The organism is Enterobacter cloacae complex sp. ECNIH7, assembly GCF_002208095.1.
Lineage (GTDB): Bacteria > Pseudomonadota > Gammaproteobacteria > Enterobacterales > Enterobacteriaceae > Enterobacter > Enterobacter cloacae_M.
On sequence record NZ_CP017990.1, the window covers coordinates 4,777,485 to 4,803,212 of the forward strand.

The 25,728-nt window shown below is 57.5% G+C and carries 20 protein-coding genes; 11 read left to right on the top strand and 9 right to left on the bottom strand.

Features of this window, described 5'->3' with window-relative positions; genetic code table 11:
* Nucleotides 1-2: 2 nt before the first annotated feature.
* Entirely contained in the window at nt 3-887 is an 885-nt protein-coding gene (gene hslO, locus WM95_RS23920; RefSeq protein ID WP_161495995.1) for an Hsp33 family molecular chaperone HslO, read from the top strand.
* 357 nt (nt 888-1,244) lie between these two features.
* Nucleotides 1,245-2,864 carry a phosphoenolpyruvate carboxykinase (ATP) gene (pckA, locus tag WM95_RS23925; protein ID WP_023309493.1) on the top strand — a complete coding sequence of 540 codons (1,620 nt, stop codon included), beginning with the start codon at nt 1,245-1,247 and terminating at the stop codon, nt 2,862-2,864.
* A gap of 167 nt (nt 2,865-3,031) precedes the next feature.
* On the opposite strand, the gene envZ is transcribed toward pckA, so the two are convergent.
* Nucleotides 3,032-4,378: a two-component system sensor histidine kinase EnvZ gene (envZ, locus tag WM95_RS23930; RefSeq protein WP_059445629.1), complete on the bottom strand. Its 1,347-nt coding sequence runs from the start codon at nt 4,376-4,378 to the stop codon at nt 3,032-3,034.
* Entirely contained in the window at nt 4,375-5,094 is a 720-nt protein-coding gene (ompR, locus tag WM95_RS23935) for an osmolarity response regulator transcription factor OmpR (RefSeq protein ID WP_001157751.1), read from the bottom strand. The genes envZ and ompR overlap by 4 nt, the downstream gene beginning before the upstream one ends.
* Before the next feature lie 232 nt (nt 5,095-5,326).
* Here ompR and greB point away from each other — a divergent pair, with 232 nt between their 5' ends.
* The 5 genes from greB to feoC all read left to right on the top strand — a co-directional run bounded on the left by greB (nt 5,327) and on the right by feoC (nt 11,380).
* Nucleotides 5,327-5,800 (top strand): transcription elongation factor GreB, encoded by a 474-nt coding sequence (gene greB, locus WM95_RS23940; protein ID WP_023309495.1) that lies wholly within the window; start codon nt 5,327-5,329, stop codon nt 5,798-5,800.
* Nucleotides 5,801-5,887: 87 nt separating this feature from the next.
* A complete protein-coding gene (locus WM95_RS23945; RefSeq protein ID WP_045403361.1) occupies nt 5,888-8,218 on the top strand; it encodes a Tex family protein in 2,331 nt (776 codons plus the stop codon).
* Between the two features lie 336 nt (nt 8,219-8,554).
* Nucleotides 8,555-8,782, top strand: coding sequence for a ferrous iron transporter A (gene feoA / locus WM95_RS23950; RefSeq protein ID WP_008503050.1), 228 nt, complete (start codon nt 8,555-8,557; stop codon nt 8,780-8,782).
* A gap of 30 nt (nt 8,783-8,812) precedes the next feature.
* Nucleotides 8,813-11,131, top strand: coding sequence for a Fe(2+) transporter permease subunit FeoB (gene feoB / locus WM95_RS23955; RefSeq protein ID WP_063408975.1), 2,319 nt, complete (start codon nt 8,813-8,815; stop codon nt 11,129-11,131).
* A 12-nt stretch (nt 11,132-11,143) separates the two neighbouring features.
* Nucleotides 11,144-11,380 carry a [Fe-S]-dependent transcriptional repressor FeoC gene (feoC, locus tag WM95_RS23960; protein ID WP_023309498.1) on the top strand — a complete coding sequence of 79 codons (237 nt, stop codon included), beginning with the start codon at nt 11,144-11,146 and terminating at the stop codon, nt 11,378-11,380.
* Between the two features lie 33 nt (nt 11,381-11,413).
* On the opposite strand, the gene WM95_RS23965 is transcribed toward feoC, so the two are convergent.
* Together WM95_RS23965 and bioH are read right to left on the bottom strand one after the other, a co-directional pair.
* On the bottom strand, nt 11,414-11,683 hold the full coding sequence (locus WM95_RS23965) for a YdgH/BhsA/McbA-like domain containing protein (protein ID WP_023309499.1): 270 nt from the start codon (nt 11,681-11,683) through the stop codon (nt 11,414-11,416).
* A 111-nt stretch (nt 11,684-11,794) separates the two neighbouring features.
* Complete coding sequence (gene bioH, locus WM95_RS23970) at nt 11,795-12,568, bottom strand: pimeloyl-ACP methyl ester esterase BioH (RefSeq protein WP_047743472.1); 774 nt, start codon at nt 12,566-12,568, stop codon at nt 11,795-11,797.
* Between the two features lie 36 nt (nt 12,569-12,604).
* Here bioH and gntX point away from each other — a divergent pair, with 36 nt between their 5' ends.
* The 3 genes from gntX (at nt 12,605) to gntT (ending at nt 15,623) form a co-directional block, all read left to right on the top strand.
* A complete protein-coding gene (gene gntX / locus WM95_RS23975) occupies nt 12,605-13,288 on the top strand; it encodes a DNA utilization protein GntX (RefSeq protein WP_063408974.1) in 684 nt (227 codons plus the stop codon).
* Between the two features lie 61 nt (nt 13,289-13,349).
* Nucleotides 13,350-13,925 carry a Fe-S biogenesis protein NfuA gene (gene nfuA, locus WM95_RS23980; protein ID WP_008503055.1) on the top strand — a complete coding sequence of 192 codons (576 nt, stop codon included), beginning with the start codon at nt 13,350-13,352 and terminating at the stop codon, nt 13,923-13,925.
* 381 nt (nt 13,926-14,306) lie between these two features.
* Nucleotides 14,307-15,623: a gluconate transporter gene (gntT, locus tag WM95_RS23985; RefSeq protein ID WP_039263070.1), complete on the top strand. Its 1,317-nt coding sequence runs from the start codon at nt 14,307-14,309 to the stop codon at nt 15,621-15,623.
* Nucleotides 15,624-15,735: 112 nt separating this feature from the next.
* On the opposite strand, the gene malQ is transcribed toward gntT, so the two are convergent.
* Nucleotides 15,736-17,814 carry a 4-alpha-glucanotransferase gene (gene malQ, locus WM95_RS23990; protein WP_063408973.1) on the bottom strand — a complete coding sequence of 693 codons (2,079 nt, stop codon included), beginning with the start codon at nt 17,812-17,814 and terminating at the stop codon, nt 15,736-15,738.
* A gap of 9 nt (nt 17,815-17,823) precedes the next feature.
* Entirely contained in the window at nt 17,824-20,217 is a 2,394-nt protein-coding gene (malP, locus tag WM95_RS23995; RefSeq protein ID WP_063408972.1) for a maltodextrin phosphorylase, read from the bottom strand.
* A 586-nt stretch (nt 20,218-20,803) separates the two neighbouring features.
* On the opposite strand from malP, the gene malT reads away from it, so the two are divergent.
* Complete coding sequence (gene malT, locus WM95_RS24000; RefSeq protein ID WP_023309505.1) at nt 20,804-23,509, top strand: HTH-type transcriptional regulator MalT; 2,706 nt, start codon at nt 20,804-20,806, stop codon at nt 23,507-23,509.
* Between the two features lie 98 nt (nt 23,510-23,607).
* On the opposite strand, the gene WM95_RS24005 is transcribed toward malT, so the two are convergent.
* The 3 genes from WM95_RS24005 to glpE are packed head-to-tail and all read right to left on the bottom strand — an operon-like array spanning nt 23,608 to nt 25,593.
* Entirely contained in the window at nt 23,608-24,366 is a 759-nt protein-coding gene (locus WM95_RS24005; protein ID WP_008503060.1) for a DeoR/GlpR family transcriptional regulator, read from the bottom strand.
* A gap of 16 nt (nt 24,367-24,382) precedes the next feature.
* Nucleotides 24,383-25,213 carry a rhomboid family intramembrane serine protease GlpG gene (gene glpG / locus WM95_RS24010; protein ID WP_063408971.1) on the bottom strand — a complete coding sequence of 277 codons (831 nt, stop codon included), beginning with the start codon at nt 25,211-25,213 and terminating at the stop codon, nt 24,383-24,385.
* A 47-nt stretch (nt 25,214-25,260) separates the two neighbouring features.
* On the bottom strand, nt 25,261-25,593 hold the full coding sequence (glpE, locus tag WM95_RS24015; protein WP_006177908.1) for a thiosulfate sulfurtransferase GlpE: 333 nt from the start codon (nt 25,591-25,593) through the stop codon (nt 25,261-25,263).
* Nucleotides 25,594-25,728 lie beyond the last annotated feature (135 nt).

A 25,728-nucleotide genomic window follows, 5' to 3' on the forward strand; every position in this document is an offset into this window, starting at 1 on the left:
AGATGAAAATGGCCCAACACGACCAATTACACCGCTATCTGTTTGAACAATTCGCCGTGCGCGGCGAGCTGGTCACCGTATCCGAAACCTGGAAACAGATTCTGGAAAACCACAACTACCCGCTGCCGGTGAAGACCCTGTTGGGCGAACTGCTGGTTGCCACCAGCCTGCTGACGGCTACGCTGAAGTTTGCCGGTGATATCACCGTGCAGCTGCAGGGTGACGGCCCGATGACGCTGGCGGTGATCAACGGCAATAACCAGCAGCAGATGCGCGGCGTGGCGCGCGTTCAGGGCGACGTGCCTGAAAATGCAGACCTCAAAACGCTGGTGGGTAATGGCTACCTGGTGATCACCATCTCCCCTGAGGAAGGCGAGCGCTATCAGGGCGTGGTGGGTCTGGAAGGCGATACCCTGGCAGCCTGCCTGGAAGATTACTTCATGCGTTCTGAACAGCTGCCGACGCGTCTCTTCATCCGCACCGGTGAAGTGGACGGTCAGCCTGCTGCCGGCGGTATGCTGCTGCAGGTTCTGCCTGCGCAGGACGCGCAGACCAATGACTTTGAGCACCTGGCAACGCTGACCGAAACCATCAAAGCGGAAGAGCTGTTCAACCTGTCGGCGACCGACGTGCTGTGGCGTCTGTACCACGAAGAAGAAGTGACGGTTTACGATCCGCAGTCCGTGGAATTTAAGTGCACCTGCTCCCGCGAGCGCTGCGCTGGCGCGCTGAAAACCCTGCCGGATGAAGAGATCGACAGCATCATGGCGGAAGACGGCGAAATTGATATGCACTGTGACTACTGCGGTACGCACTACGTGTTCAATTCGATGGATATCGCTGAGATCCGCAATAACGCCTCCCCGGCGGATCCGCAGGTTCACTAAACCCCTTTCCCCTCACCCTAACCCTCTCCCCTTTTGGAGAGGCTGGTGTGAGGGGCAAAAACCCCCGCTTAAGCTGAATCGTTTTCCTTATGTAACTCTTACGTAATTTTCTTACGTGTATGCGATTACATTCACATTCTTTCCGATAAAATCACCACTCTTTAACCTTTTCGGAACATTTTCCCCAACCAAAAAGCGATTCCTGCGATAATCCGCCTGCGCTGTGACTGGAGTCGCAGCGTTTTCCGTTAGTAAGGGTTTTGTCCAGATGCGTAAATCTATGAGCCCCGTCGCGGTTAACACCCTCAGAAAAACCCTACAATTTCAGGCAGTACATATTGGCTAAGGAGCAGTGATATGCGTGTTACTGGTTTAACCCCGCAAGATCTCAAGGCTTATGGTATTCACGACGTCCAGGAAATCGTCTACAACCCCGACTACGATACGCTGTATCAGGAAGAGCTCAATCCAGCACTGGAAGGATACGAGCGTGGTGTGTTGACGAATCTTGGTGCTATCGCCGTCGATACCGGTATCTTTACCGGTCGTTCGCCGAAAGATAAGTATATCGTCCGAGACGAAACCACCCGCGATACGCTGTGGTGGGCTGACAAGGGCAAAGGGAAGAACGACAACAAACCGCTCTCCCCGGAAACCTGGCAGCACCTGAAAGGGCTCGTCACCCATCAACTTTCCGGCAAGCGTCTGTTTATTGTCGACGCTTTCTGCGGCGCTAACGCCGATACCCGTCTCTCCGTGCGTTTTATCACTGAAGTGGCCTGGCAGGCGCATTTCGTGAAAAACATGTTTATTCGTCCAACCGACGAAGAGCTGCAGGATTTCACCCCGGATTTCATCGTGATGAACGGTGCGAAATGCACTAACCCACAGTGGAAAGAGCAGGGTCTGAACTCCGAAAACTTTGTGGCCTTCAACCTGACCGAACGTATCCAGCTGATCGGCGGTACCTGGTACGGCGGCGAAATGAAGAAAGGGATGTTCTCGGTCATGAACTACCTGCTGCCGCTGCGCGGTATCGCCTCCATGCACTGCTCGGCTAACGTCGGTGAAAAAGGCGACGTGGCGGTATTCTTCGGCCTGTCCGGCACCGGGAAAACCACCCTGTCCACCGATCCAAAACGTCGCCTGATTGGCGATGACGAACACGGCTGGGATGACGACGGCGTATTCAACTTTGAAGGCGGCTGCTACGCGAAGACCATTCGCCTGTCTGAAGAGGCCGAGCCGGATATCTTCCACGCGATCCGTCGCGATGCGCTGCTGGAAAACGTCACCGTGCGTGCCGACGGCTCCATCGACTTCGACGATGCGTCGAAAACGGAAAACACCCGCGTCTCTTACCCGATCTACCACATCGACAATATCGTGAAGCCGGTGTCAAAAGCGGGTCATGCCACGAAGGTCATTTTCCTGACGGCGGATGCGTTCGGCGTGCTGCCTCCGGTGTCTCGCCTGACGGCCAGCCAGACGCAGTACCACTTCCTCTCCGGCTTCACCGCCAAGCTGGCGGGTACCGAGCGCGGCGTGACGGAGCCAACCCCAACCTTCTCCGCCTGCTTCGGCGCGGCTTTCCTGTCGCTGCACCCGACGCAGTACGCTGAAGTGCTGGTGAAACGCATGCAGGCATCCGGCGCGCAGGCCTACCTGGTGAACACCGGCTGGAACGGTACCGGCAAACGTATCTCTATCAAAGATACCCGCGCGATTATCGACGCCATTCTGGATGGTTCTCTTGACGACGCCGAAACCTTTACGCTGCCGATGTTTGACCTGGCGATCCCAACGTCGCTGCCGGGTGTGGATACGCATATCCTCGACCCGCGCAACACGTACGGTTCTCCGGAGCAGTGGCGCGAGAAAGCGGAATCGCTGGCGAAGCTGTTTATCGAGAACTTCGAGAAGTATACCGATACCCCGGCGGGTGCTGCGCTGGTGAGCGCAGGACCGAAGCTGTAGGTAAAAACAAAAAGGCAACGAAAGTTGCCTTTTTTAATGTTTTCTCCCTCTCCCCGCGGGAGAGGGGCGGGGTGGTGAGGGCATCAGACCGCAGAGACCGCATTTTGTCGGGTGGCGGCTTCACTTTACCCGACCTATAAAAAAGGGTGGCAATTGCCACCCTTTTTTTAACTCTCTTTCACCTGCCCCCGCGTCACCGGTACCGGCAGCCAGGCGCGAATGCTCAACCCACCCCGCTTGCTGGTGCCAATCTCCAGCAGTCCGTTGTGGTTATCGATGATACGCTGAACAATTGCCAGACCTAAGCCCGTGCCGCTGGTGCTGCGCGCGCTGTCGCCGCGCACAAACGGCTGAAACAGATGCTTACGCTGCTCGGGCTTGATGCCCGGACCGTCGTCTTCCACCTGGAACCAGGCGCGGTTGAGTTCAGACCCGCTGCTGACTTTAATCCAGCCATTGCCGTAGCGCGCCGCGTTGACCACCATGTTCGCCACCGCGCGCTTAATGGAGAGCGGGTGCATGCGTACCTGAATTTCACCGGCCTGCAGGTCGGTATCAATCTCCCGCTCGTAGCCGCTTTCCGCCGCCACCACTTCGCCCAGCACCGCGTTCAGATCCGCCATCTCCATCGGCATCTCCTGCCCGGTGCGCAGGTAGTCGATGAACTGCTCGATGATGGCATTACACTCTTCGATGTCTTTGTTGATGGACTCGGCAAGATAACCGTCCTCTTCCCCCATCATCTCCGTCGCCAGACGAATACGCGTTAGCGGCGTGCGCAGGTCATGGCTTACGCCCGCCATCAGCAGCGTACGGTCATCCGCCAGCTGCTTCACGCCTGCCGCCATATGGTTAAACGCGCGCGTCACCGAACGGACCTCCGAGGCGCCATACTCGCGCAGAGGAGGTGGAATAATCCCTTTACCGACCTGCAGCGCGGCGTGCTCCAGGTCGACCAGCGGTCGGTTCTGTATACGGATAAATAGCCACGCGCCGCCTATCGCCAGCAGCATAATCGCCAGGGTGTAGCGGAACAGCGGCGAGAAGTCGCCCTGATGGATTTCGGTCAGCGGAACGCGCACCCAGATATTGGGTGACAGCCAGGTTTTCAGCCAGACGACGGGCGAGCTTTTGTTGACCTCAACGCGCACTTCCGTCGGGCCGCCCAGCTGCTGCGCCATCTGCTGGCTGAGAAATTCGTAGTGCTGCGCCCAGCGCAGGCCAGCGTCTTCCGCCGCTTCGTTGGAGTAGAGCGAAATGCCCAGCTCACGGTAGATTTCACGGCGAAACGCCGGGGGAACGACGAGCTGCGTGCCGTCCTCCAGCTGCAGTTTATCGGTCATCAGCATACGGACTTCGTAGGCCAGGACCTTATTAAACTGCTGGAGGCTCGGCAGGATCGCAAAGTTCAGCACCACCAGATAGGTCGTCACCAGGCTGACGAACAGCAGGGTGACGATCAGTAACAGGGTGCGGGCAAACGAGCTACGCGGCGAGAAGCGCATTCGCCTCATGCTTTAGAGCCGTCCGGGACGAACACGTAGCCCAGACCCCATACGGTCTGAATATAACGAGGATGAGCAGGATCTTCTTCCACCATGCGGCGCAGGCGAGAGATCTGCACGTCAATAGAGCGTTCCATTGCGGAGTATTCGCGACCGCGCGCCAGGTTCATCAGCTTGTCACGGGAAAGCGGTTCACGCGGGTGGCTGACCAGCGCTTTCAGTACCGCAAACTCGCCGCTGGTGAGCGGCATTGGCTCGTCTTCACGGAACATCTCGCGCGTGCCGAGATTCAGCTTGAACTTGCCGAAGGCGATGACGGCTTCTTCCTGCGACGGTGCACCAGGCAGTTCGTTCGCCTGACGGCGGAGAACAGCGCGAATACGCGCCAGCAGTTCACGCGGGTTAAACGGTTTTGGAATATAGTCGTCCGCGCCGATTTCGAGGCCCACGATACGGTCAACTTCCTCGCCCTTCGCCGTCACCATGATGATCGGCATCGGGTTGCTCTGGCTGCGCAGACGGCGGCAAATAGAAAGCCCGTCTTCGCCAGGCAGCATCAGGTCGAGAACCATCAGGTGGAAAGATTCACGGGTCAGCAGACGGTCCATCTGCTCAGCGTTCGCGACGCTACGAACCTGGAAGCCCTGCTCGGTCAGATAACGTTCCAGCAGCGCTCGCAGGCGCATGTCGTCATCCACGACCAGAATTTTGTAGTTCTCTTGCATTGTGTGTACTCCCAAAGGTTCGGATAGTCTTTGTAACAGCGTATTCTAAAAAAGTGCACGTATTCGACCAGTTAATTCTGGTATAAATTCTAGTCGAAATTGTTACAAAGCATATTTAACAGCAGCTTATCTGCTCATTTCATCACATAAATCATTATTAATCCTGTCTGTTACACTGTGTGGTACGTATTGTGCGCAAGACAGTTAACCGGCAGGTAGCAAAGGCTTTACCATGAAAACGCCCCTGATCACCCGCGAAGGGTACGAAAAGCTCAAAAAAGAGATGGATTACCTCTGGCGCGAAGAGCGTCCTGAAGTCACCAAAAAGGTGACCTGGGCGGCAAGCCTGGGCGATCGCAGCGAAAACGCTGACTACCAGTACAACAAAAAGCGGCTGCGCGAAATTGACCGCCGGGTTCGCTATCTGACGAAGTGCCTCGAGAATCTCAAAATTGTCGATTACTCCCCGCAGCAGGAGGGCAAAGTGTTCTTCGGCGCGTGGGTGGAGATTGAAAACGACGATGGCGACACCCTGCGTTTTCGCATTGTCGGCTACGATGAAATTTTTGGTCGTAAGGATTACATCTCAATCGACTCCCCGATGGCCCGCGCGCTGCTGAAAAAGGAAGTGGGCGATCTGGCCGTCGTTCAGACCCCTGGTGGTGAAGCCAGCTGGTACGTCAATGAGATCGTCTACGTAAAATAGTCCGAGAGCGCCCTCCCCGGCTGGCATTTTGCCGTGTCAGCCCGTATAACTATCCCCTGATTTTTCGACTCAACAGATGATAAAGCCATGATGAAAGATTCGCTCTGCCGCATTATTGCGGGTGATATTCAGGCCAGAGCCGAACAGGTAGAAGCTGCCGTTCGCCTGCTTGATGAAGGGAACACCGTGCCGTTTATTGCACGCTATCGTAAGGAAGTCACCGGCGGTCTGGATGACACGCAGCTGCGTAACCTGGAGACCCGTCTGGGCTATCTGCGCGAGCTGGAAGAACGTCGTCAGGCGATCCTCAAATCCATCGGCGAACAGGGCAAGCTGACCAGCGAGCTGGAAAGCGCCATCAACGGCACCCTGAGCAAAACCGAACTCGAAGATCTCTATCTGCCGTACAAACCGAAGCGCCGCACGCGCGGGCAGATTGCGATTGAAGCGGGTCTTGAGCCGCTGGCCGACCTGCTGTGGAACGAGCCGTCCCACGACCCGGAAACCGAAGCGGCGAAATTCATCGACGCCGACAAAGGCGTAGCGGACACCAAGGCCGCCCTCGACGGCGCGCGCTACATTCTGATGGAGCGCTTCGCCGAAGACGCCGCCCTGCTCGCTAAAGTGCGTGATTACCTGTGGAAGAATGCCCACATCGTCTCTACCGTCGTCGCGGGTAAAGAGGAAGAAGGCGCGAAATTCCGCGACTACTTCGATCACCACGAACCGATCTCTACCGCCCCTTCACACCGTGCGCTGGCGATGTTCCGCGGCCGCAACGAAGGCGTGCTCCAGCTCTCCCTGAACGCCGACCCGCAGTTTGACGAGCCGCCGAAAGAGAGCCACTGCGAGCAGATCATTATCGACCATCTCGGCCTGCGCCTGAACAACGCCCCGGCGGACAGCTGGCGCAAAGGCGTGGTGAGCTGGACCTGGCGCATCAAGGTGCTGATGCACCTCGAAACCGAGCTGATGGGCACCGTGCGCGAGCGCGCCGAAGATGAAGCGATTAACGTCTTCGCCCGTAACCTGCACGACCTGCTGATGGCCGCCCCTGCCGGCCTGCGCGCGACCATGGGTCTCGATCCGGGCCTGCGTACCGGAGTGAAGGTCGCTGTGGTTGACGGCACCGGCAAGCTGGTGGCGACCGATACCATCTATCCGCACACCGGTCAGGCAGCGAAAGCGGCCGTCGTGGTGGCGGCGCTGTGCGAAAAATACAACGTGGAGCTGGTTGCCATCGGCAACGGTACGGCCTCACGCGAAACCGAGCGTTTCTACCTCGACGTGCAGAAGCAGTTCCCGAAAGTGACGGCGCAGAAAGTGATCGTCAGCGAAGCGGGGGCATCCGTCTATTCCGCGTCCGAGCTGGCGGCCCAGGAGTTCCCGGACCTGGACGTTTCCCTGCGCGGTGCGGTCTCTATCGCTCGCCGCCTGCAGGATCCGCTGGCGGAGCTGGTGAAGATCGACCCGAAATCCATCGGCGTGGGCCAGTATCAGCACGACGTGAGCCAGACTCAGCTGGCGCGCAAGCTGGATGCGGTGGTGGAAGACTGCGTAAACGCCGTCGGCGTTGACCTGAACACCGCCTCCGTTCCCCTGCTGACCCGCGTGGCGGGCTTAACCCGCATGATGGCGCAGAATATCGTCGCCTGGCGTGATGAGAACGGCCAGTTCCAGAACCGTCAGCAGCTGCTGAAGGTGAGCCGTCTGGGGCCAAAAGCCTTTGAGCAGTGTGCAGGCTTCCTGCGAATCAACCACGGCGATAACCCGCTGGATGCCTCCACCGTTCACCCGGAAGCGTACCCGGTTGTGGAGCGCATTCTGGCCGCCACCCAGCAGGCGCTGAAAGATCTCATGGGTGACAGCAGCGCCCTGCGCAACCTGAAAGCCGTTGATTTCACCGACGACAAATTTGGTGTCCCAACCGTCACCGACATCATCAAAGAGCTGGAAAAGCCGGGCCGCGATCCGCGTCCTGAGTTCAAAACGGCGACCTTTGCTGACGGCGTGGAAACCATGAACGACCTGCTGCCCGGCATGGTGCTGGAGGGCGCGGTGACCAACGTCACCAACTTTGGCGCGTTTGTGGATATCGGCGTGCATCAGGACGGCCTGGTGCATATCTCATCCCTCGCCGACAAGTTCGTTGAAGACCCGCACACCGTGGTTAAAGCGGGTGACATCGTGAAGGTCAAAGTGCTGGAAGTGGATCTGCAGCGCAAGCGTATCGCGCTGACCATGCGTCTGGACGAGCAGCCGGGCGACACCAGCGCGCGCCGCGGCGGCAATGGCGGTGGCCGCGAGCAGCAGCGCCCGGCCGCGAAAGCGGCAAAACCGCGCGGACGTGATGCTCAGCCTGCAGGCAACAGCGCGATGATGGATGCGCTGGCGGCAGCGATGGGTAAGAAACGCTAAGGCTGTCAATGCCCCTCACCCTAACCCTCTCCCCAAAGGGGAGAGGGGATCGCACGGTGCGGTCTTTTCCCCTCGTCCTCATGGGTGGGGGAATAAATTCATATCGAAATATATGAAACCGATTGCATAGCCATATTTAAACCACGAATTATCACCCCGTTAACAAATACTCCCCTTTTCGTTTTCCAGGCAATTCAGCAAATATTGAGCCAGGTCAAACAGGCCGTAAATTAATACCGTAAACAACATTCCGTCACAGTTTTAATATTGCTGATAAAAACTATTCTCATTATCATCCCATAGTAGATAATTTAACCTTTCGTGGAATCAGGCGTTATGCAATTCACTCCAGACAGTGCATGGAAGATTACCGGTTTTACCCGCGAAATTAGCCCGGCCTATCGGCAAAAGCTGCTGTCGCTGGGCATGCTGCCCGGCTCGTCATTCCAGGTCGTGCGCGTGGCGCCGCTGGGCGATCCGGTTCACATCGAAACCCGCCGCGTGAATCTGGTGCTGCGTAAGAAAGACCTCGCGTTAATAGAAGTCGAAGCCTTATCCCGATAACAAGCCAGCGGTTTCAGTGAGTCTAAAAAAATGAAAAAGTTAACTATTGGCTTAATTGGCAATCCTAATTCCGGCAAGACCACCCTTTTTAACCAGCTGACCGGCGCACGCCAGCGCGTGGGCAACTGGGCGGGCGTGACGGTTGAGCGTAAAGAGGGTCAGTTCACGACAACGGACAGCCAGGTGACGCTGGTTGACCTTCCCGGCACCTATTCGTTAACCACCATTTCGTCGCAAACTTCGCTCGATGAGCAGATTGCCTGCCACTATATTCTTGGCGGCGACGCGGACCTGCTGATCAACGTGGTCGACGCCTCCAATCTCGAGCGTAACCTTTATCTGACGCTGCAGCTGCTGGAGCTGGGGATCCCCTGCATTGTGGCGCTCAACATGCTCGACATTGCGGAGAAACAAAAGCTGCGTATCGACGTCGATGCCCTCTCCGCGCGCCTGGGTTGCCCGGTCGTTCCGCTGGTCTCGACGCGCGCTCGCGGTATTGACGCGCTGAAGCTGGCCATTGACCGTCACCAGGGAAATCATGACATTGAGCTGGTGCATTACGCGCAGCCTCTCCTGCGCGAAGCCAACGTGCTGGCGAAGGAAATGGACAAAAGCATGCCTGCGAAACAGCGCCTGTGGCTTGGCCTGCAGATGCTGGAAGGGGATATCTACAGCCGCGCTTACGCCGGGCATGCGGCCGATAAGCTGGACGCCACGGTGGCCCGTCTTAGCGACGAGCTGGACGACCCGGCGCTGCACATCGCCGATGCGCGTTACCAGGCCATCGCCTCGATTTGCGACGTTGTCAGCAACGCCCTGACGGCAGAGCCCAGCCGCTTTACGGCGGCGGTGGATAAGGTTGTGCTTAACCGCTTCCTCGGTTTGCCCATCTTCCTGCTGGTGATGTACGTGATGTTCCTGCTCGCCATTAACATAGGCGGCGCCCTTCAGCCCATTTTCGACGCCGGTTCCGTCGCGGTCTTCGTCCACGGTATTCAGTGGGTAGGGTATACCCTTCACTTCCCGGAATGGTTGACCATCTTCCTCGCGCAGGGGATCGGCGGCGGTATCAATACCGTTCTGCCGCTGGTGCCGCAGATCGGCATGATGTACCTGTTCCTCTCGTTCCTGGAAGATTCCGGCTACATGGCGCGCGCCGCGTTCGTGATGGATCGTCTGATGCAGGCGCTGGGTCTGCCGGGTAAATCCTTCGTCCCGCTGATTGTCGGCTTCGGCTGTAACGTGCCGTCGGTGATGGGCGCCCGCACCCTGGATGCGCCGCGTGAACGTCTGATGACCATCATGATGGCGCCGTTTATGTCCTGCGGTGCCCGTCTGGCCATTTTTGCGGTCTTTGCCGCAGCCTTCTTTGGTCAGCAGGGCGCGCTGGCGGTCTTCTCGCTCTACGTGCTGGGCATCGTGATGGCGATCCTGACCGGTTTAATGCTGAAACACACCATCATGCGCGGTGAAGCGTCACCGTTCGTGATGGAGCTGCCGGTGTACCACGTCCCCCATCTGAAAAGCCTGGCGATCCAGACCTGGCAGCGCCTGAAAGGCTTCGTCCTGCGCGCCGGTAAGGTGATTGTCATCGTCAGTATTTTCCTGAGCGCGCTGAACAGCTTCACCCTGAGTGGACAGGCAGCGGATAACATTAACGACTCTGCCCTCGCCTCCGTCAGCCGCGTTATCACGCCGGTCTTCAAACCGATTGGCGTGCATGAAGATAACTGGCAGGCAACCGTCGGCCTGTTCACCGGCGCGATGGCAAAAGAGGTGGTTGTCGGTACCCTGAACACGCTCTACACCGCTGAGAACATTCAGGAACAGGACTTTAATCCGGCAGAGTTTCATCTCGGTCATGAACTGCTGGGTGCCGTAGAGGAAACCTGGCAGAGCCTGAAGGACACCTTCAGCCTGAGCGTGCTGGCGAACCCGATTGAGGCCAGCAAAGGTGACGGCGAAATGGCGACGGGTGCCATGGGCGTGATGGGCGAGAAGTTTGGCAGCGCGTCCGCCGCCTATAGCTACCTTATCTTTGTTCTGCTCTACATTCCGTGCATCTCCGTGATGGGGGCGATTGCCCGCGAGTCCAGCCGCGGCTGGATGGGCTTCTCTATCCTGTGGGGGTTAAACATTGCCTACTCGCTGTCGACGCTCTTCTATCAAACCGTTAACTTCAGCCAGCATCCGCGCTACAGCCTGGTCTGCATTCTCGCGGTTGTGCTGTTTAACGTGTTAGTGCTCGGCCTGCTGCGGCGTGCGCGCAGCCGCGTCGACATCGACCTGCTGGCAAACCGTAAAACCGCCGCAACCTGCTGCAGCAGCCCGGCGGGCGACTGTCACTGAGGAGCACACATCATGGCATCGTTGATTCAGGTTCGTGATCTGCTGGCGCTACAGGGACGCATGGAGGCGAAACAGCTGAGCCTCAGCCTGCATACGCCGCAGCCGATGATCGATGCCATGCTGGAAAGACTGGAAGCCATGGGGAAAGCGGTGCGGATTCAGGAAGAGCCGGACGGCTGTCTCTCCGGCAGCTGTAAAAGCTGTCCGGAAGGAAAGGCCTGCCTCAGGGAGTGGTGGGCGCTGCGTTAATAAAGCCGGGCATCGCTGCCCGGCTTTATTATATTACTTATAGACGTCCGCCGTTGCGCGCACGTTTTTGGTCTGCTTTTCAGCGCTGGTGACGACGTAGTACGTTCCGCCCAGCTCATCCGCTTTCTTCGACAGCTCTTTTCTCGCGTCCATCGGCGCGGTGGTGTCAGACGTAGAAATCTCACCAATTTTCGTCAAATTCATGCCGGCAACTTTATCTTTTTCCAGCTCTTTTGCCGCAAAGACGCCAAATGACAGTGACCCAATAACCAGAGAAGTGACAATACCTGTAACAAGTTTCATAGCCTGACTCTCCATAGGATTGTTGTTTTGATTATCGTAGGCAGAACAACCGCAACGACATCTGGAGTATGGTTGCGGTGTGTTATTTTTTCCAGGATGGATAGAAAATAATCAGTCGAAACGTTGACTTAACGCAATGAGCGCTGAACAAAATTCCGTCGGATGAGAGATAAACGGGGCATGTGCGGCTTTGGCAATGACCTGCGATTCGCTGTCCGGCCAGAGCGAATCCAGCAGCGGAACCACTTTGCGCGGCACAATCCCGTCGAGATAACCGTAGATACGCAGGTGCGGCACCGTCAGAGCTGCCAGCGGCTCGCGCAGGTCAACCGTTTTCAGGAGCTCAAGACCGCCGTTAAGCACCTCAACCTCCGGCATCGGCAGCGAAAGCACGGTCTGCTTCAGCGTTCGGGCATCCTTACGCGCGGTATCAGTGCCCATTGTCTGCAATGCCAGGAACCGCTCTACGGTCCGCTGGAAATCTTCGCTCAGCTGCTGCTGGAAGCCCGCCAGCACGTCAGGCTTGATCCCCGGCCACTCTTCCTGCGCGCTAAAACAGGGCGATGACGCCACCGTCACCAGCGCTTTTACGCGGTCAGGCCGCGACAGCGCAATCTGGCTCGCCACCAGCCCGCCCAGGCTCCAGCCCAGCCAAACCGCGTTTTGCGGCGCAGCGTCCAGAACCTGCTGCGCCATCTCATCAAGCGACAACGCGCCATACCCGCGGCTGCGGCCAAAGCCGGGTAAGTCCACCAGATGCAGCGTGAAATGCGAGGCAAGTTCCTCACGTATGCAATGCCATATCTCCGCGTTCAGGCCCCATCCGTGCAGCAGCACAAGATGGCAATTTCCTGTCCCTACGGTCTGCCACCACAGCGTCTTCATCAGTTACTGTTCTCTTTTTTCACATGGAGGTTGCACATGCTAACAGTACCCGGCTTGTGCTGGCTATGCCAAATGCCGCTGGCGCTCAGCGGGTGGGGCGTCTGCTCCGTCTGCACGCGAGCGCTGGAATGGCGTATCGGGATCTGTCCACAATGTGGTTTACCGGCCACAAACCCCTCGTTGCCCTGTGGCCGCTGCCTGAAAAAATCCCCGCCGTGGAGCGCCCTGGTGGCCGTGGATGATTATGTCCCCCCGCTGAGCAGACTGGTTCATGCGCTGAAGTTTTCCGGGCAGAGCTCGCTGGCACAGCCCCTTGCCCGACAGCTGTTGCTGGCGGTTCTGCAAGCGCGACGTCACCGGGCATTGCCGAAAATTGACATGGTAGTGAATGTTCCCTTATACCGGCGTCGGCACTGGCGGCGCGGCTATAACCAGAGTGACCTGATCTGCCGTCCCCTCGCGCGGTGGCTCGGCTGCCGGTATGAGGCCCACGCGCTGACACGCGTTCATGCCACCGCCATCCAGCATCAGCTCAGCGCCCGGCTTCGCAAAAGAAACCTCAAAAATGCCTTTCGCCTTGAATTGTCGGTCGACGGTCTCCATATCGCGATTGTGGATGATGTCGTCACCACGGGCAGTACCGTTGCTGAACTTTCCCGACTGCTTTTGCGAAGCGGCGCCGCGTCGGTTCAGGTATGGTGTCTGTGCCGTACCTTGTAGCCCTTCTTCAATGGGCGTATGATTATACCCAGGTAATTTAGTCAACTATTAGGCCAAAGCTATGATCCGTATTTCCGATTCTGCACAAGCGCACTTTGCCAAACTGCTGGCAAATCAGGAAGAAGGGACGCAGATCCGCGTGTTTGTGATTAATCCAGGCACTCCGAATGCAGAATGTGGTGTTTCTTATTGTCCTCCGGACGCTGTGGAAGCCACCGACACTGCCCTTAAATTTGAGCAGCTCACCGCCTACGTTGATGAGCTGAGCGCACCGTATCTTGAAGATGCGGAGATCGACTTCGTCACCGACCAGTTGGGTTCTCAGCTGACCCTGAAAGCACCGAACGCGAAAATGCGTAAAGTGTCTGACGATGCCCCGCTGATGGAGCGCGTTGAGTATCTGCTGCAATCCCAGATTAACCCACAGCTGGCGGGCCACGGCGGTCGTGTTTCCCTGATGGAAATCACCGACGAAGGTTTTGCCATTCTGCAGTTTGGCGGCGGCTGTAACGGCTGTTCCATGGTCGATGTGACGCTGAAAGAAGGGATCGAGAAGCAGCTGCTGAACGAGTTCCCGGAACTGAAAGGCGTACGTGACCTGACCGAGCACCAGCGCGGCGAGCACTCTTACTACTAATTCAGTATCCGTCTGTATCGCCCGGTAGCGCTGCGCTTACCGGGCCTACAGAAACAGTGCGGTCTGATGCCCTCTTCCTCGTGCGAGGGTGAAACATTAAAAACGGTAACCTCGTGGTTACCGTTTTGCGTTTACCTCTCCCTCTATATGTTGACCTGCGTCTCATAATTCACATTTTGCCTGCCAGGGTGATTCTCAATCACGTCATGTTACCCGTATCATTCTCATGGGCACTAAGCACACCCATAACAGCCGACTAAACTTAATCGTTTAAAAGGCATCAGTATTAGTGCCGTTACTTCTCTGTTCCCAGTTGGGACAATCGGAATTTGTCGTTGAAACAATGACGTTACCCATAACAATTCAAAGGCCAGGTAAATCATGCCATTAGTCATCGTTGCTATCGGTGTTGTGTTATTACTGCTCTTGATGATCCGCTTCAAAATGAACGGATTTATCGCTCTGGTTCTGGTGGCACTTGCAGTCGGTCTGATGCAGGGTATGCCGCTGGTTAAAGTTATCAGTTCCATCAAAGCCGGCGTCGGCGGCACGCTCGGCAGCCTGGCGCTGATCATGGGCTTCGGCGCCATGCTCGGCAAAATGCTGGCAGACTGCGGGGGCGCGCAGCGTATCGCCACCACGCTGATTGCCAAATTTGGCAAGAAGAACATCCAGTGGGCGGTGGTATTAACCGGTTTTACCGTCGGCTTCGCGCTGTTCTATGAAGTGGGCTTCGTGCTGATGCTGCCGCTGGTGTTCACCATCGCGGCTGCGGCAAACATCCCGCTGCTGTATGTCGGTGTGCCAATGGCTGCGGCGCTGTCCGTGACTCACGGCTTCCTGCCGCCGCACCCGGGTCCAACCGCTATCGCAACCATCTTCCACGCGGATATGGGTAAAACCCTGCTGTTCGGTACGATTCTGGCGATCCCAACCGTGATTCTGGCGGGCCCGGTTTATGCCCGCTTCCTGAAAGGCATTGATAAGCCGATTCCGGAAGGTCTCTACAGCGCCAAAACCTTCACCGAAGAAGAGATGCCTGGCTTTGGCGTCAGCGTCTGGACCTCTCTGGTACCGGTGATCCTGATGGCGATGCGCGCCGTGGCAGAGATGATCCTGCCGAAAGGTCATCCGTTCCTGTCCGTTGCGGAATTCCTGGGTGACCCGGTAATGGCAACGCTGATTGCGGTGCTGATCGCGATGTTCACCTTCGGCCTGAACCGCGGCCGTTCAATGGATCAGATCAACGATACGCTGACCTCTTCCATCAAAATCATTGCCATGATGCTCCTGATCATCGGCGGCGGCGGTGCATTCAAGCAGGTTCTGGTCGACAGCGGCGTGGACAAATACATCGCTGCCATGATGCATGAAACCAACGTATCGCCGCTCCTGATGGCCTGGTCTATTGCCGCGGTTCTGCGTATTGCGCTGGGTTCTGCGACCGTTGCGGCGATCACCGCGGGCGGTATCGTTGCCCCGCTGATTGCGACCACGGGCGTAAGCCCTGAACTGATGGTTATCGCCGTCGGTTCCGGTAGCGTGATTTTCTCTCACGTTAACGACCCTGGCTTCTGGCTGTTCAAGGAGTACTTCAACCTGACGATCGGTGAAACCATCAAGTCCTGGTCCGCGCTGGAAACCATTATTTCGGTGTGTGGTCTGGTCGGGGTGCTGCTGTTGAATATGGTGGTTTGATGTAAAAAAGCCGGGTGGCGCTGACGCTTACCCGGCCTACTCGATCCATGCAGGCCCGGTAAGCGTAGCGCCACCGGGCAATAAAAAAACCCGCCAGTGGCGGGTTTTTTTATCACTTCTTCGCGGCTGCTTTTCGCCGCTTGTCCAAATCCTTAATCAGCTTGTTCACCCCGTCATCGGCAAACATCTTCTCAAGCGTTGTGGACAGCTTGCGACGCCAGTTCTTGTACTGATAGCTAGTGCCCGGAATGTTCACCGGCTCCGCCATATCAATCCAGTCTTCAGGCTGCAGGCCCAGCAGGGCGCTGTTGCTGTCGGCAATATAGCGCTGTAGGCCGCGATTGAGGGTCGCGGTCATCGACATCAATGACGCCTTATGTCCGGCACGTTTCGGCAGACAGCCCTGCTTGTGCAGCGCATCCAGCAGCCCCTGCTTAGAGAGCTCGCGATCCTGATACAGGCCGCGCAAAACCTCTTCATCAGGATACAGACCCAGCGTTTTACCGAGCGTCAGATCGCCGCTTTCCCAATAGCCACGAAGCGTAGGAAGGTCATGCGTCGTCGCGACTGCCATTGACTGTTCAGGGTACGCTTTCGGCGCGCGGAAGGTTTTCTCATGGTCGTTTTCAAAATAGAGCACTTTATAGGAATAGACGCCGCTGTCGCGGAGCTTGCTGACAATTTCCACCGGCACGGTACCGAGATCTTCACCGATCACCATGCACTGATGGCGCTTGCTTTCCAGCGCCAGGATCGACAGCAGATCGTCAACCGGATACTGCACGTACGCGCCGTGATCGGCCGTTTCACCGTACGGGATCCACCACAGACGCAGCACGGACATCACATGGTCGATACGCAGCGCCCCGCAGTTCTGCATGTTGGCGCGCAGCAGGTCGATGAACGGCTCGTAGGCGCGCGCCGCCATGACGTGCGGATCCATCGGCGGCAATCCCCAGTTCTGGCCGAGCGGGCCAAGGATATCCGGTGGCGCGCCGACGGAGGCTTTCAGACAGTAAAGCTCGCGGTCGCACCAGGTTTCCGCGCCGCCTTCCGCCACGCCCACGGCCAGATCGCGGTACAGGCCAATCGGCATTTTATAGCCCTGGCTCACCTGCCAGCAGGCGGCAAACTGGCTGTACGCCAGCCACTGCAGCCACAGGTAGAAGTCCACTTCATCGGCATATTTTTTACAGAACGCTTTTACTTCAGGCGTGTCGACGGACTGATAAGCTTCCGGCCAGACCGGCCAGCCCCAGCGCATTTCGTCCTCCTTCACCTGATACGCGTGCAGCGCATCAAACGCCGCCTGCCAGTACAGGCTCTCGCCCTCCTGCGTTACAAACTGGCGGAACGCGGCCATCTGCTCGTCATCGCGCTGCGAAAAGCCTTTCCACGCCAGACGCAGCGCGGCCATTTTCAGCGCCGTGACGGTGGAATAGTCCACCCAGTCCGCGTCGCGCGCCTGCTTCAGTGCCTGCTGCGTGGTGCTGAGTTTCCACCACGCCTGCGCCTCTTTGCTGTTTTTGAAGTCATCTAACGCGTTAACGTCGATATAAATCACGTTCAGCCAGCGACGGGACGACGGGCTATACGGGCTGGCGCTCTCCGGGTTGGCCGGATAGAGCGCGTGGATCGGGTTGAGCCCGATAAACGCGCCGCCGCGCTCGCCCACGGATGCCAGCATCTTTTTCAGATCGCCAAAGTCACCGATGCCCCAGTTGCTGTCGGAGCGCAGGGTGTAGAGCTGCACGCAGGCGCCCCACAGCTTTTTGCCTTCGAGCAACGCCTGCGGCTCGTAGCAGCGTTTTGGCGCGACGATCACCCGGCAGTGGAAACGCAGGTCATCCTGGGTGAGCGTGAGGGTGTGATAGCCCTCCGGCAGCTTCGCCGGAAGGTTTAACGTTTTGCCGCCGGTGGCGTGGCCTTTGTGCTGATGCCCCTCTTCGGTGGTAAGCAGCCAGCTAAACTCGCCGCGCCCCTCCACCGCCAGCGGCATCTTTTTGCCTGCGGTGAACACCTTCACGTTCGGCACCGGCGCAACCGACGCTTTCGCGTCGGCCTTGTGCATGGCATCAAGCAAACGTCTTTTGGTGTCGGCGCCAATAGACTGCGGTTTGCCGTGCGCATTAATGTAACTGAGGCTGATTCCCGCCGCCTGCGCGGCGCTGTCCAGACGTTTACTCTCCATCGCGCTTCCTTAGCGTTTTGCCTGCCAGATACGGGCCTGATAATCACGGATTGAACGGTCAGAGCTGAACATACCGCAGCGGGCAGTGTTCAGAATGCACGCGCGGGTCCAGGCCTCCTGGTCGCGATACAGCACGTCGACCTGCTTTTGCGCTTCAACGTAGGCCGTGAAGTCCGCCATCACCAGATACGGGTCACCGCCGTGTTTGTCCATGCTGTGCAGCATCTGGTCAAACGCGTGCTTGTCGCCGTCGCTGTATTTACCGCTTTCCAGCTCCTTCAGCACCGCGTCGAGCACCTTGTCTTTCTTACGCCATTTCACCGGGTCATAGCCTTTGGCCTTGATGGCTTTCACCTCTTCCACGGTGTGGCCGAAGATAAAGATGTTCTCTTCACCCACCTTCTCGGCGATTTCGACGTTGGCCCCGTCGAGCGTACCGACGGTCAGCGCGCCGTTCAGCGCCAGCTTCATGTTGCCGGTACCGGACGCTTCTTTACCTGCGGTAGAGATCTGCTCGGAAATATCCGCCGCCGGGATCAGCATTTCAGCCGCCGAGACGCAGTAGTCCGGCAGGAACACCACCTTCAGCTTGTCGCCCACTTTCGGATCGCTGTTGATCGCCGCCGCCACTTTATTGATGGCGAGGATAATGTTTTTCGCCAGGTAGTAGCCCGGCGCCGCTTTCGCACCGAACAGGAACACGCGCGGCACGCGGTCGGCCTGCGGATTCTCGCGGATCTCTTTGTACAGCGCCAGAATGTGCAGCAGGTTCAGGTGCTGACGTTTGTACTCGTGCAGACGTTTGATCTGAATGTCGAAAATGGCATTCGGGTTGATCTCAATCCCGGTACGCATTTTCACGAACTCAGCCAGGCGAACCTTGTTCTCCAGCTTGATCGCGCGGTACTGCTCGCGGAATTTCGCGTCGTCAGCCTGTTTTTCCAGGTGGATGAGCTGGTCCAGATCGTTGGCCCACTCTTTCTTCAGGGTCTTATCCAGCAGATCGGCCAGCAGCGGGTTGCACTGCTTGATCCAGCGACGCGGCGTGATGCCGTTGGTCACGTTGTGGAATTTGGTCGGCCACAGCTGGTGGTATTCCGGGAAGAGATCTTTGACCACCAGATCCGAGTGCAGCGCCGCCACGCCGTTCACCGCAAAGCCGCTGACCACGCACATGTTCGCCATGCGCACCTGCTTATCGTGAACCACCGCCAGCTTCGCCCAGACCGCTTTGTTGCCTGGCCAGGTTTTATCCACCAGGATTTTAAACTGGTCGTTAATCTTGTTGATGATCTGCATGTGGCGCGGCAGCAGCGTTTTCACCAGCTTCTCATCCCAGCACTCGAGCGCCTCTGGCATCAGGGTGTGGTTGGTGTAGGCAAAGGTACGGCTGGTGATGGCCCAGGCGTCGTCCCAGCTCAGCTGATGCTCGTCGATCAGCACGCGCAGCAGTTCCGGGATCGCAATGGTCGGGTGCGTGTCATTGAGCTGAATCACTTCGAAGTCCGGCAGCTGCGCCAGCTTGCGGCCCGCCAGGTGATGGCGACGCAGAATGTCCGCCACGGAGCAGGCGCACTGGAAGTACTGTTGCATCAGGCGCAGCTTTTTACCGGCCAGGTGGTTGTCGTTCGGGTAGAGGACTTTGGTCAGCTTCTCGGCGTCGATGCCCTGCTGCTCGGCGCGCAGGAAATCGCCGTCGTTAAATTTGGTCAGGTTAAACGGATGCGCGTGCTTCGCCTGCCACAGACGCAGCGGCTGCGCCACGCCGTTACGGTAGCCGAGCACCGGCAGATCCCAGGCTTCGCCAGTGATGGTGAATGCCGGTTCCCAGAGACCCTGCTTTGTCACTTTCCCGCCAATGCCAACCTGTACGTCCAGCTGCGCGTTGTGGCGGAACCACGGATAGGTATTGCGATGCCAGTCGTCCGGCGCTTCCATCTGATGCCCGTCGGCAAACGACTGACGGAACAGGCCGTACTGGTAGTTCAGACCATAGCCGATCGCTGACTGGCCGACGGTCGCCATGGAGTCAAGGAAACAGGCTGCCAGACGTCCCAGGCCGCCGTTGCCCAGCGCCGGGTCAATCTCTTCTTCGAGCAGGTCGGTCAGGTTAATGTCGTGTTCTTTGAGGACGTCACCGACGTCCTGATACCAGCCAAGGTTCAACAGGTTGTTGCCCGTCAGACGGCCAATCAGGAATTCCATAGAGATATAGTTCACGTGACGCTGGCCCTTAACAGGCTTCGCCACCGGTTGAGCATCCAGCTGCTCTGCGAGCGCACCGCTCACGGCCTGCCACCACTGGTGAGGCGTCATCTCGTTTGCAGCATGAAGGCCAAAACGCTGCCACTGACGCGTCAGGGCAGCCTGGAATTGAGCTTTGTTGAAGGTAGGCTGTGACATAGGGGATCGGCATCCTTTAGAAAGAAAACACAAGTTGGCGCTAGTGTGCCTGGCTCATTTCCCCTCTTCCTCCTCCTGTGGGGGATTAGACAGGGAGGAGTAGCGGGGATGAGCATAAAAGTGTGATCGAGGCCACTCTCAGAGCATAGTTCGAGTGTGCCCGGAAGATAAAAAAGTAATCGGGGAGAATGTCAAAGAAATGAAATGCAGTTTCGGGTGAGATTAATCCGTTCTGAAATGATTACTTACGTAGAATAATAATTTAGTCATCGGGTTACATCTCCGGAGACTATTACTCTCACTCAACTTTACCCGCACTTTATTAAATTTGACGTCACTATACCTTTCTGAAACCAGTTTCAGCGCAGCGGCAATGTATACAGACAAGCCAGCGGTGACGCGGCGTTACGGCCCTTTCGGGAAAGTTCCAACATTTGCCTGAATGTTTTGTGACAGAGTGCAAATTCAGAACCACAAAACCCAGACATAACTTGCAATAGTTCTCTTTCTGTTCGACCTTATATCGTATTAATTACGAAGCGCAAAAAAAATAAAATCTCTCGTTCCCCACAGTGAAGTGAAACCTATGTTGATTCCGTCTAAATTAAGTCGCCCGGTTCGTCTTGACCATACAGTGGTCCGCGAGCGTCTGTTGGCTAAACTTTCCGGCGCGCATAATTTCCGACTGGCGCTGGTTACGAGCCCTGCAGGCTATGGAAAAACAACGCTCATTTCGCAATGGGCCGCGGGTAAAAGCGATCTTGGCTGGTACTCCCTCGACGAGGGCGATAACCAGCAGGAGCGTTTTGCCAGCTATCTGATTGCCGCCATACAGCAAGCCACCCATGGACACTGCGTCGCCAGTGAGGTGATGGTGCAAAAGCGCCAGTACGCCAGCCTGTCCTCCCTTTTTTCTCAGCTGTTTATCGAACTGGCCGAATGGCATCGCCCGCTTTACGTGGTGATCGACGATTACCATCTCATCACGAATCCGGTGATTCATGAATCGATGCGTTTCTTCCTGCGCCATCAGCCGGAAAACCTGACTTTAGTGGTGCTGTCACGCAACCTGCCGCAGCTGGGCATTGCCAACCTGCGCGTGCGCGATCAGCTTCTGGAAGTGGGCAGCCAGCAGTTGGCCTTTACCCACCAGGAAGCGAAACAGTTCTTTGACTGCCGCCTGACATCACCGATTGAGGCCGCCGAAAGCAGCCGTCTGTGTGATGACGTTGCCGGCTGGGCCACGGCGCTGCAGCTTATCGCGCTCTCTGCCCGACAAAACAACAGTCCGGCGCATCAGTCTGCGCGGCGTCTGGCGGGCATCAACGCCAGTCACCTTTCTGACTACCTGGTGGATGAGGTGCTGGACAGTGTCGATCCCTCGACGCGTAATTTCCTGCTGAAAAGCTCGCTGCTGCGCTCCATGAACGATGCCCTCATCGTGCGGGTGACGGGCTGTGAAAACGGTCAGCTGCAGCTCGAAGAAATTGAACGTCAGGGCCTTTTTTTGACGCGCATGGACGATCCCGGCGAGTGGTTTAGCTATCATCCGCTGTTTGGTAGCTTCCTGCGCCAGCGCTGTCAGTGGGAACTGGCGGTTGAACTGCCGGAGATCCACCGCGCCGCTGCCGAAAGCTGGATGGCGCAAGGCTTCCCGAGCGAGGCCATCCACCACGCGCTGGCCGCCGGTGATGCCAGCATGCTGCGCGATATCCTCCTCAATCATGCGTGGGGCCTGTTTAACCACAGCGAGCTGACGCTGCTGGAAGAGTCTCTCAAAGCCCTGCCGTGGGAAAGCCTGCTGGAGAACCCGCGTCTGGTGCTGCTGCAGGCCTGGCTGATGCAGAGCCAGCACCGCTACAGCGAAGTGAACACCCTGCTGGCGCGCGCCGAGCAGGAGATGGAAAGCGAAATGGATACCACCCTGCACGGCGAATTTAACGCGCTGCGCGCTCAGGTGGCCATTAACGACGGCGACCCGGACGAAGCTGAACGGCTGGCGATGGTCGCGCTGGATGAACTGCCGCTGGCCAACTTCTACAGCCGCATCGTTGCGACCTCCGTCCACGGCGAAGTGCTGCACTGCAAAGGCGATCTCACGCGCTCGCTTTCACTGATGCAGCAAACCGAACAGATGGCGCGTCGTCATGATGTCTGGCACTACGCGCTGTGGAGCCTGATCCAGCAGAGCGAGATTTTATTCGCACAGGGGTTCCTGCAGGCCGCCTGGGAAAACCAGGAAAAAGCGTTCCAGCTGATTCGTGAACAGCACCTGGAACAGCTGCCGATGCACGAGTTCCTGTTGCGTATTCGCGCTCAGCTGCTGTGGGCCTGGTCGCGTCTGGATGAAGCGGAAAGCTGCGCCCGCCAGGGTGTGGATGTCCTTTCCAGCTTCCAGCCTCAGCAGCAGCTGCAGTGCCTGGCGCTGCTGGTGCAATGCTCGCTGGCGCGCGGCGATCTCGATAACGCCCGCAACCATCTGAACCGCCTGGAGAACCTGCTCGGCAACGGTCAGTATCATAGCGACTGGGTCTCTAACGCCGATAAGGTCCGGGTGATTTACTGGCAGATGACCGGCGATAAAAAATCCGCCGCCAACTGGCTGCGTCAGACGCCAAAACCGGAATTTGCTAACAACCACTTCCTGCAGAGCCAGTGGCGCAACATTGCCCGCGCGCAGATCCTGCTCGGTGAAATAGAGCCCGCAGAGATTGTGCTGGAAGAGCTGAACGAGAACGCGCGCAGCCTGCGTCTGATGAGCGACCTGAACCGTAACCTGCTGCTGCTGAACCAGCTTTACTGGCAGGCGGGTCGTAAAAACGATGCCCAGCGCGTGCTGCTGGAAGCGCTGCAGCTGGCTAACCGCACAGGGTTTATCAGCCACTTTGTGATTGAAGGTGAAGTGATGGCGCAGCAGCTGCGTCAGCTCATTCAGCTCAACACGCTGCCGGAGCTGGATCAGCATCGCGCCCAGCGCATTCTGCGCGAGATTAACCAGCATCATCGGCACAAGTTTGCGCATTTTGATGAGAACTTCGTTGAACGTCTGCTGAACCACCCGGAAGTGCCGGAGCTTATCCGCACCAGCCCGCTCACGCAGCGCGAATGGCAGGTTCTGGGGCTGATCTATTCAGGCTACAGCAACGAGCAGATTGCCGGCGAGCTGGCGGTGGCGGCGACCACCATCAAAACGCATATCCGCAATCTGTATCAGAAGCTGGGCGTGGCGCATCGTCAGGATGCGGTACAGCATGCGCAGCAGCTGTTGAAGATGATGGGGTATGGCGTTTAGGTTTTGTGCGGCCTGATGCCCTCACCCGGGCCCTCTCCCACAGGGAGAGGGAGAAAGTTTTGTAGGTCGGGTGAGCGCAGCGCCACCCGACACAAGTCCTAGCACAATTCCAGCTGCAAATTATTATCTTTAATCACCTGCATCACGCCCGCTGGCGGCATCACGTCGGTGTAGACCGCATCCACCATGCTGATGCTGCCCATGTTTACCATCGCATTTCGACCAAACTTCGAATGGTCCACCACCAGCATCACGTGGCGTGAGTTCTCAATAATCGCGCGCTTGGTGCGCACCTCGTGATAATCAAACTCCAGCAGCGAGCCGTCGCTGTCGATGCCGCTGATCCCGAGAATGCCGAAGTCGAGGCGGAACTGAGAGATAAAATCGAGGGTCGCTTCGCCGATAATCCCGCCGTCGCGGCTGCGCAGTTCGCCGCCCGCGAGGATGATGCGGAAGTCATCTTTCTGCATCAGGGTATTGGCCACGTTCAGGTTGTTCGTGACCACGCGCAGGTTCTCGTGATCCAGCAGCGCATGGGCGACCGCTTCCGGCGTCGTGCCGATATCAATAAACAGCGTCGCGCCGTTCGGGATCTGGCTGGCGACCTTGCGGGCAATGCGCTCTTTCTCTGCCGTCTGCGTGGCTTTACGGTCATGCCAGGAGGTATTGACCGAACTGGACGGCAGCGCCGCGCCGCCGTGGTGGCGAAGAATGCGGTTCTGATCGGCCAGGTCATTCAGGTCACGACGGATGGTTTGTGGGCTGACGGCAAACTGCTCCACCAGCTCTTCGGTGCTGACGTATCCCTGTTTTTTTACCAGTTCGATAATAGCGTCATGACGTTGTGTTTGTTTCATCAATTATCCCTGAGAATTATGTTCGTTTTCGCGCATGGAGCGTGTCGGCAAAGGCCATCGCAAGCCCCACGGCCAGCCCGGCAACGTGTGCACCGTTGGCGATAGACATACCAAACAGATCAAACCACCCGGCAATTAGCCATATTAACGCAAAGGTTATTAATCCGCGCTGCAGATAGATGCCGCTTTCCGGATCGCGCTCCCCGCGAAGCCAGACATAGCCCATCAGGGCGTACACGACGCCCGACAGCCCGCCGAACCACGGCCCGCTAAACTTGTGCTGCACATAGCCGCTGAGCAGGGCGCTGATAAGGGTGATAACGATCAGCTTGCCGCTGCCCAGACGCTTTTCAACGGCGCCGCCGAGATACCACCACCAGAGCAGGTTGAAGAGGATATGCATCACCGAGAAGTGCATCAGCGCGTGGCTAAAGTAGCGCCAGAGGTCAAACTCAAGAGACGGGTCATAGGGCCAGGCCAGAGCAATCATCACGCTCTGGTCGCCCACCACGTTCATGATAATAAAGACGATAATGCAGGCCGCCATCAGCAGCAGCGTAAACGGACCCGCGCGCTCGCGGATGGTGGCGAGGAAGGGAAAACGGCTGTAGTGCAATCCGCTGTCGGTCTGCCCGGACTGCCAGCTGGCCGCCAGATAGCGCGGGTCGCCGGGGTTCTCAAGAAAACGCGCCAGCTCTTCGTTTACGCGCGCGGCCTGGCTCTCGTCGGCCAGCCAGACGTCGGTCTGTGTATGTTGCTGAATGGTCAGAATAACGCCCTGCGTCGCCATATAGTCGACAAACGCCTGGGCGACGCGCGGGTTGGTAAAAGAGGTGATCATCAACATGGGCAGCGGTCGCTTATTTCCACACAAAAGGGGACAGTATAGCGGGATCAGCGCTCAAAAGCGTATTCCACTTCTGCCGGGAAATGACGATGCCAGGCATCGAAGCCGCCGTCGACGCTGTATACCGCGTCGTAGCCCTGCTGAAGCAGATACTGCGCCGCGCCCTTGCTGCTGTTGCCGTGGTAGCACATGACCATGACCGGCGTCTCGAAGTCGTTATCGCGCATAAACGCGCCCAGCGTGTCGTTAGTGAGATGAAACGCGCCCGGCGTATGGCCCATCGCAAAACTCTGCGGATCGCGGATGTCCACCAACACCGCTTTTCCCTGGTGCATCTTCTGGTGGGCTTCTTCTACGTTAATACATTCAAACTGATCCATGGTGTTCTCTTTCTGTTGTTCAGGTTGGGTGCGCGCTGATGCCCTCACCCCAGCCCTCTCCCACGGGGAGAGGGAGAAAAGTTAGTGGCACTATTTTACCCCGTAGTGTACGTCCTGGCGGCGGGTAAACGCCAT

Bases quoted from the DNA above. Each gene is read 5' to 3' on its own strand.
- WM95_RS24005 (WP_008503060.1), bottom strand. From the start codon at position 24,366: ATGAAACAAACACAACGTCATGACGCTATTATCGAACTGGTAAAAAAA.
- greB (WP_023309495.1), top strand. From the start codon at position 5,327: ATGAAAACGCCCCTGATCACCCGCGAAGGGTACGAAAAGCTCAAAAAA.
- malT (WP_023309505.1), top strand. From the start codon at position 20,804: ATGTTGATTCCGTCTAAATTAAGTCGCCCGGTTCGTCTTGACCATACA.
- malP (WP_063408972.1), bottom strand. From the start codon at position 20,217: ATGTCACAGCCTACCTTCAACAAAGCTCAATTCCAGGCTGCCCTGACG.
- feoA (WP_008503050.1), top strand. From the start codon at position 8,555: ATGCAATTCACTCCAGACAGTGCATGGAAGATTACCGGTTTTACCCGC.
- feoB (WP_063408975.1), top strand. From the start codon at position 8,813: ATGAAAAAGTTAACTATTGGCTTAATTGGCAATCCTAATTCCGGCAAG.
- gntX (WP_063408974.1), top strand. From the start codon at position 12,605: ATGCTAACAGTACCCGGCTTGTGCTGGCTATGCCAAATGCCGCTGGCG.
- gntT (WP_039263070.1), top strand. From the start codon at position 14,307: ATGCCATTAGTCATCGTTGCTATCGGTGTTGTGTTATTACTGCTCTTG.
- glpG (WP_063408971.1), bottom strand. From the start codon at position 25,213: ATGTTGATGATCACCTCTTTTACCAACCCGCGCGTCGCCCAGGCGTTT.
- envZ (WP_059445629.1), bottom strand. From the start codon at position 4,378: ATGAGGCGAATGCGCTTCTCGCCGCGTAGCTCGTTTGCCCGCACCCTG.
- feoC (WP_023309498.1), top strand. From the start codon at position 11,144: ATGGCATCGTTGATTCAGGTTCGTGATCTGCTGGCGCTACAGGGACGC.
- WM95_RS23945 (WP_045403361.1), top strand. From the start codon at position 5,888: ATGATGAAAGATTCGCTCTGCCGCATTATTGCGGGTGATATTCAGGCC.
- bioH (WP_047743472.1), bottom strand. From the start codon at position 12,568: ATGAAGACGCTGTGGTGGCAGACCGTAGGGACAGGAAATTGCCATCTT.
- malQ (WP_063408973.1), bottom strand. From the start codon at position 17,814: ATGGAGAGTAAACGTCTGGACAGCGCCGCGCAGGCGGCGGGAATCAGC.
- hslO (WP_161495995.1), top strand. From the start codon at position 3: ATGAAAATGGCCCAACACGACCAATTACACCGCTATCTGTTTGAACAA.
- glpE (WP_006177908.1), bottom strand. From the start codon at position 25,593: ATGGATCAGTTTGAATGTATTAACGTAGAAGAAGCCCACCAGAAGATG.
- pckA (WP_023309493.1), top strand. From the start codon at position 1,245: ATGCGTGTTACTGGTTTAACCCCGCAAGATCTCAAGGCTTATGGTATT.
- WM95_RS23965 (WP_023309499.1), bottom strand. From the start codon at position 11,683: ATGAAACTTGTTACAGGTATTGTCACTTCTCTGGTTATTGGGTCACTG.
- nfuA (WP_008503055.1), top strand. From the start codon at position 13,350: ATGATCCGTATTTCCGATTCTGCACAAGCGCACTTTGCCAAACTGCTG.
- ompR (WP_001157751.1), bottom strand. From the start codon at position 5,094: ATGCAAGAGAACTACAAAATTCTGGTCGTGGATGACGACATGCGCCTG.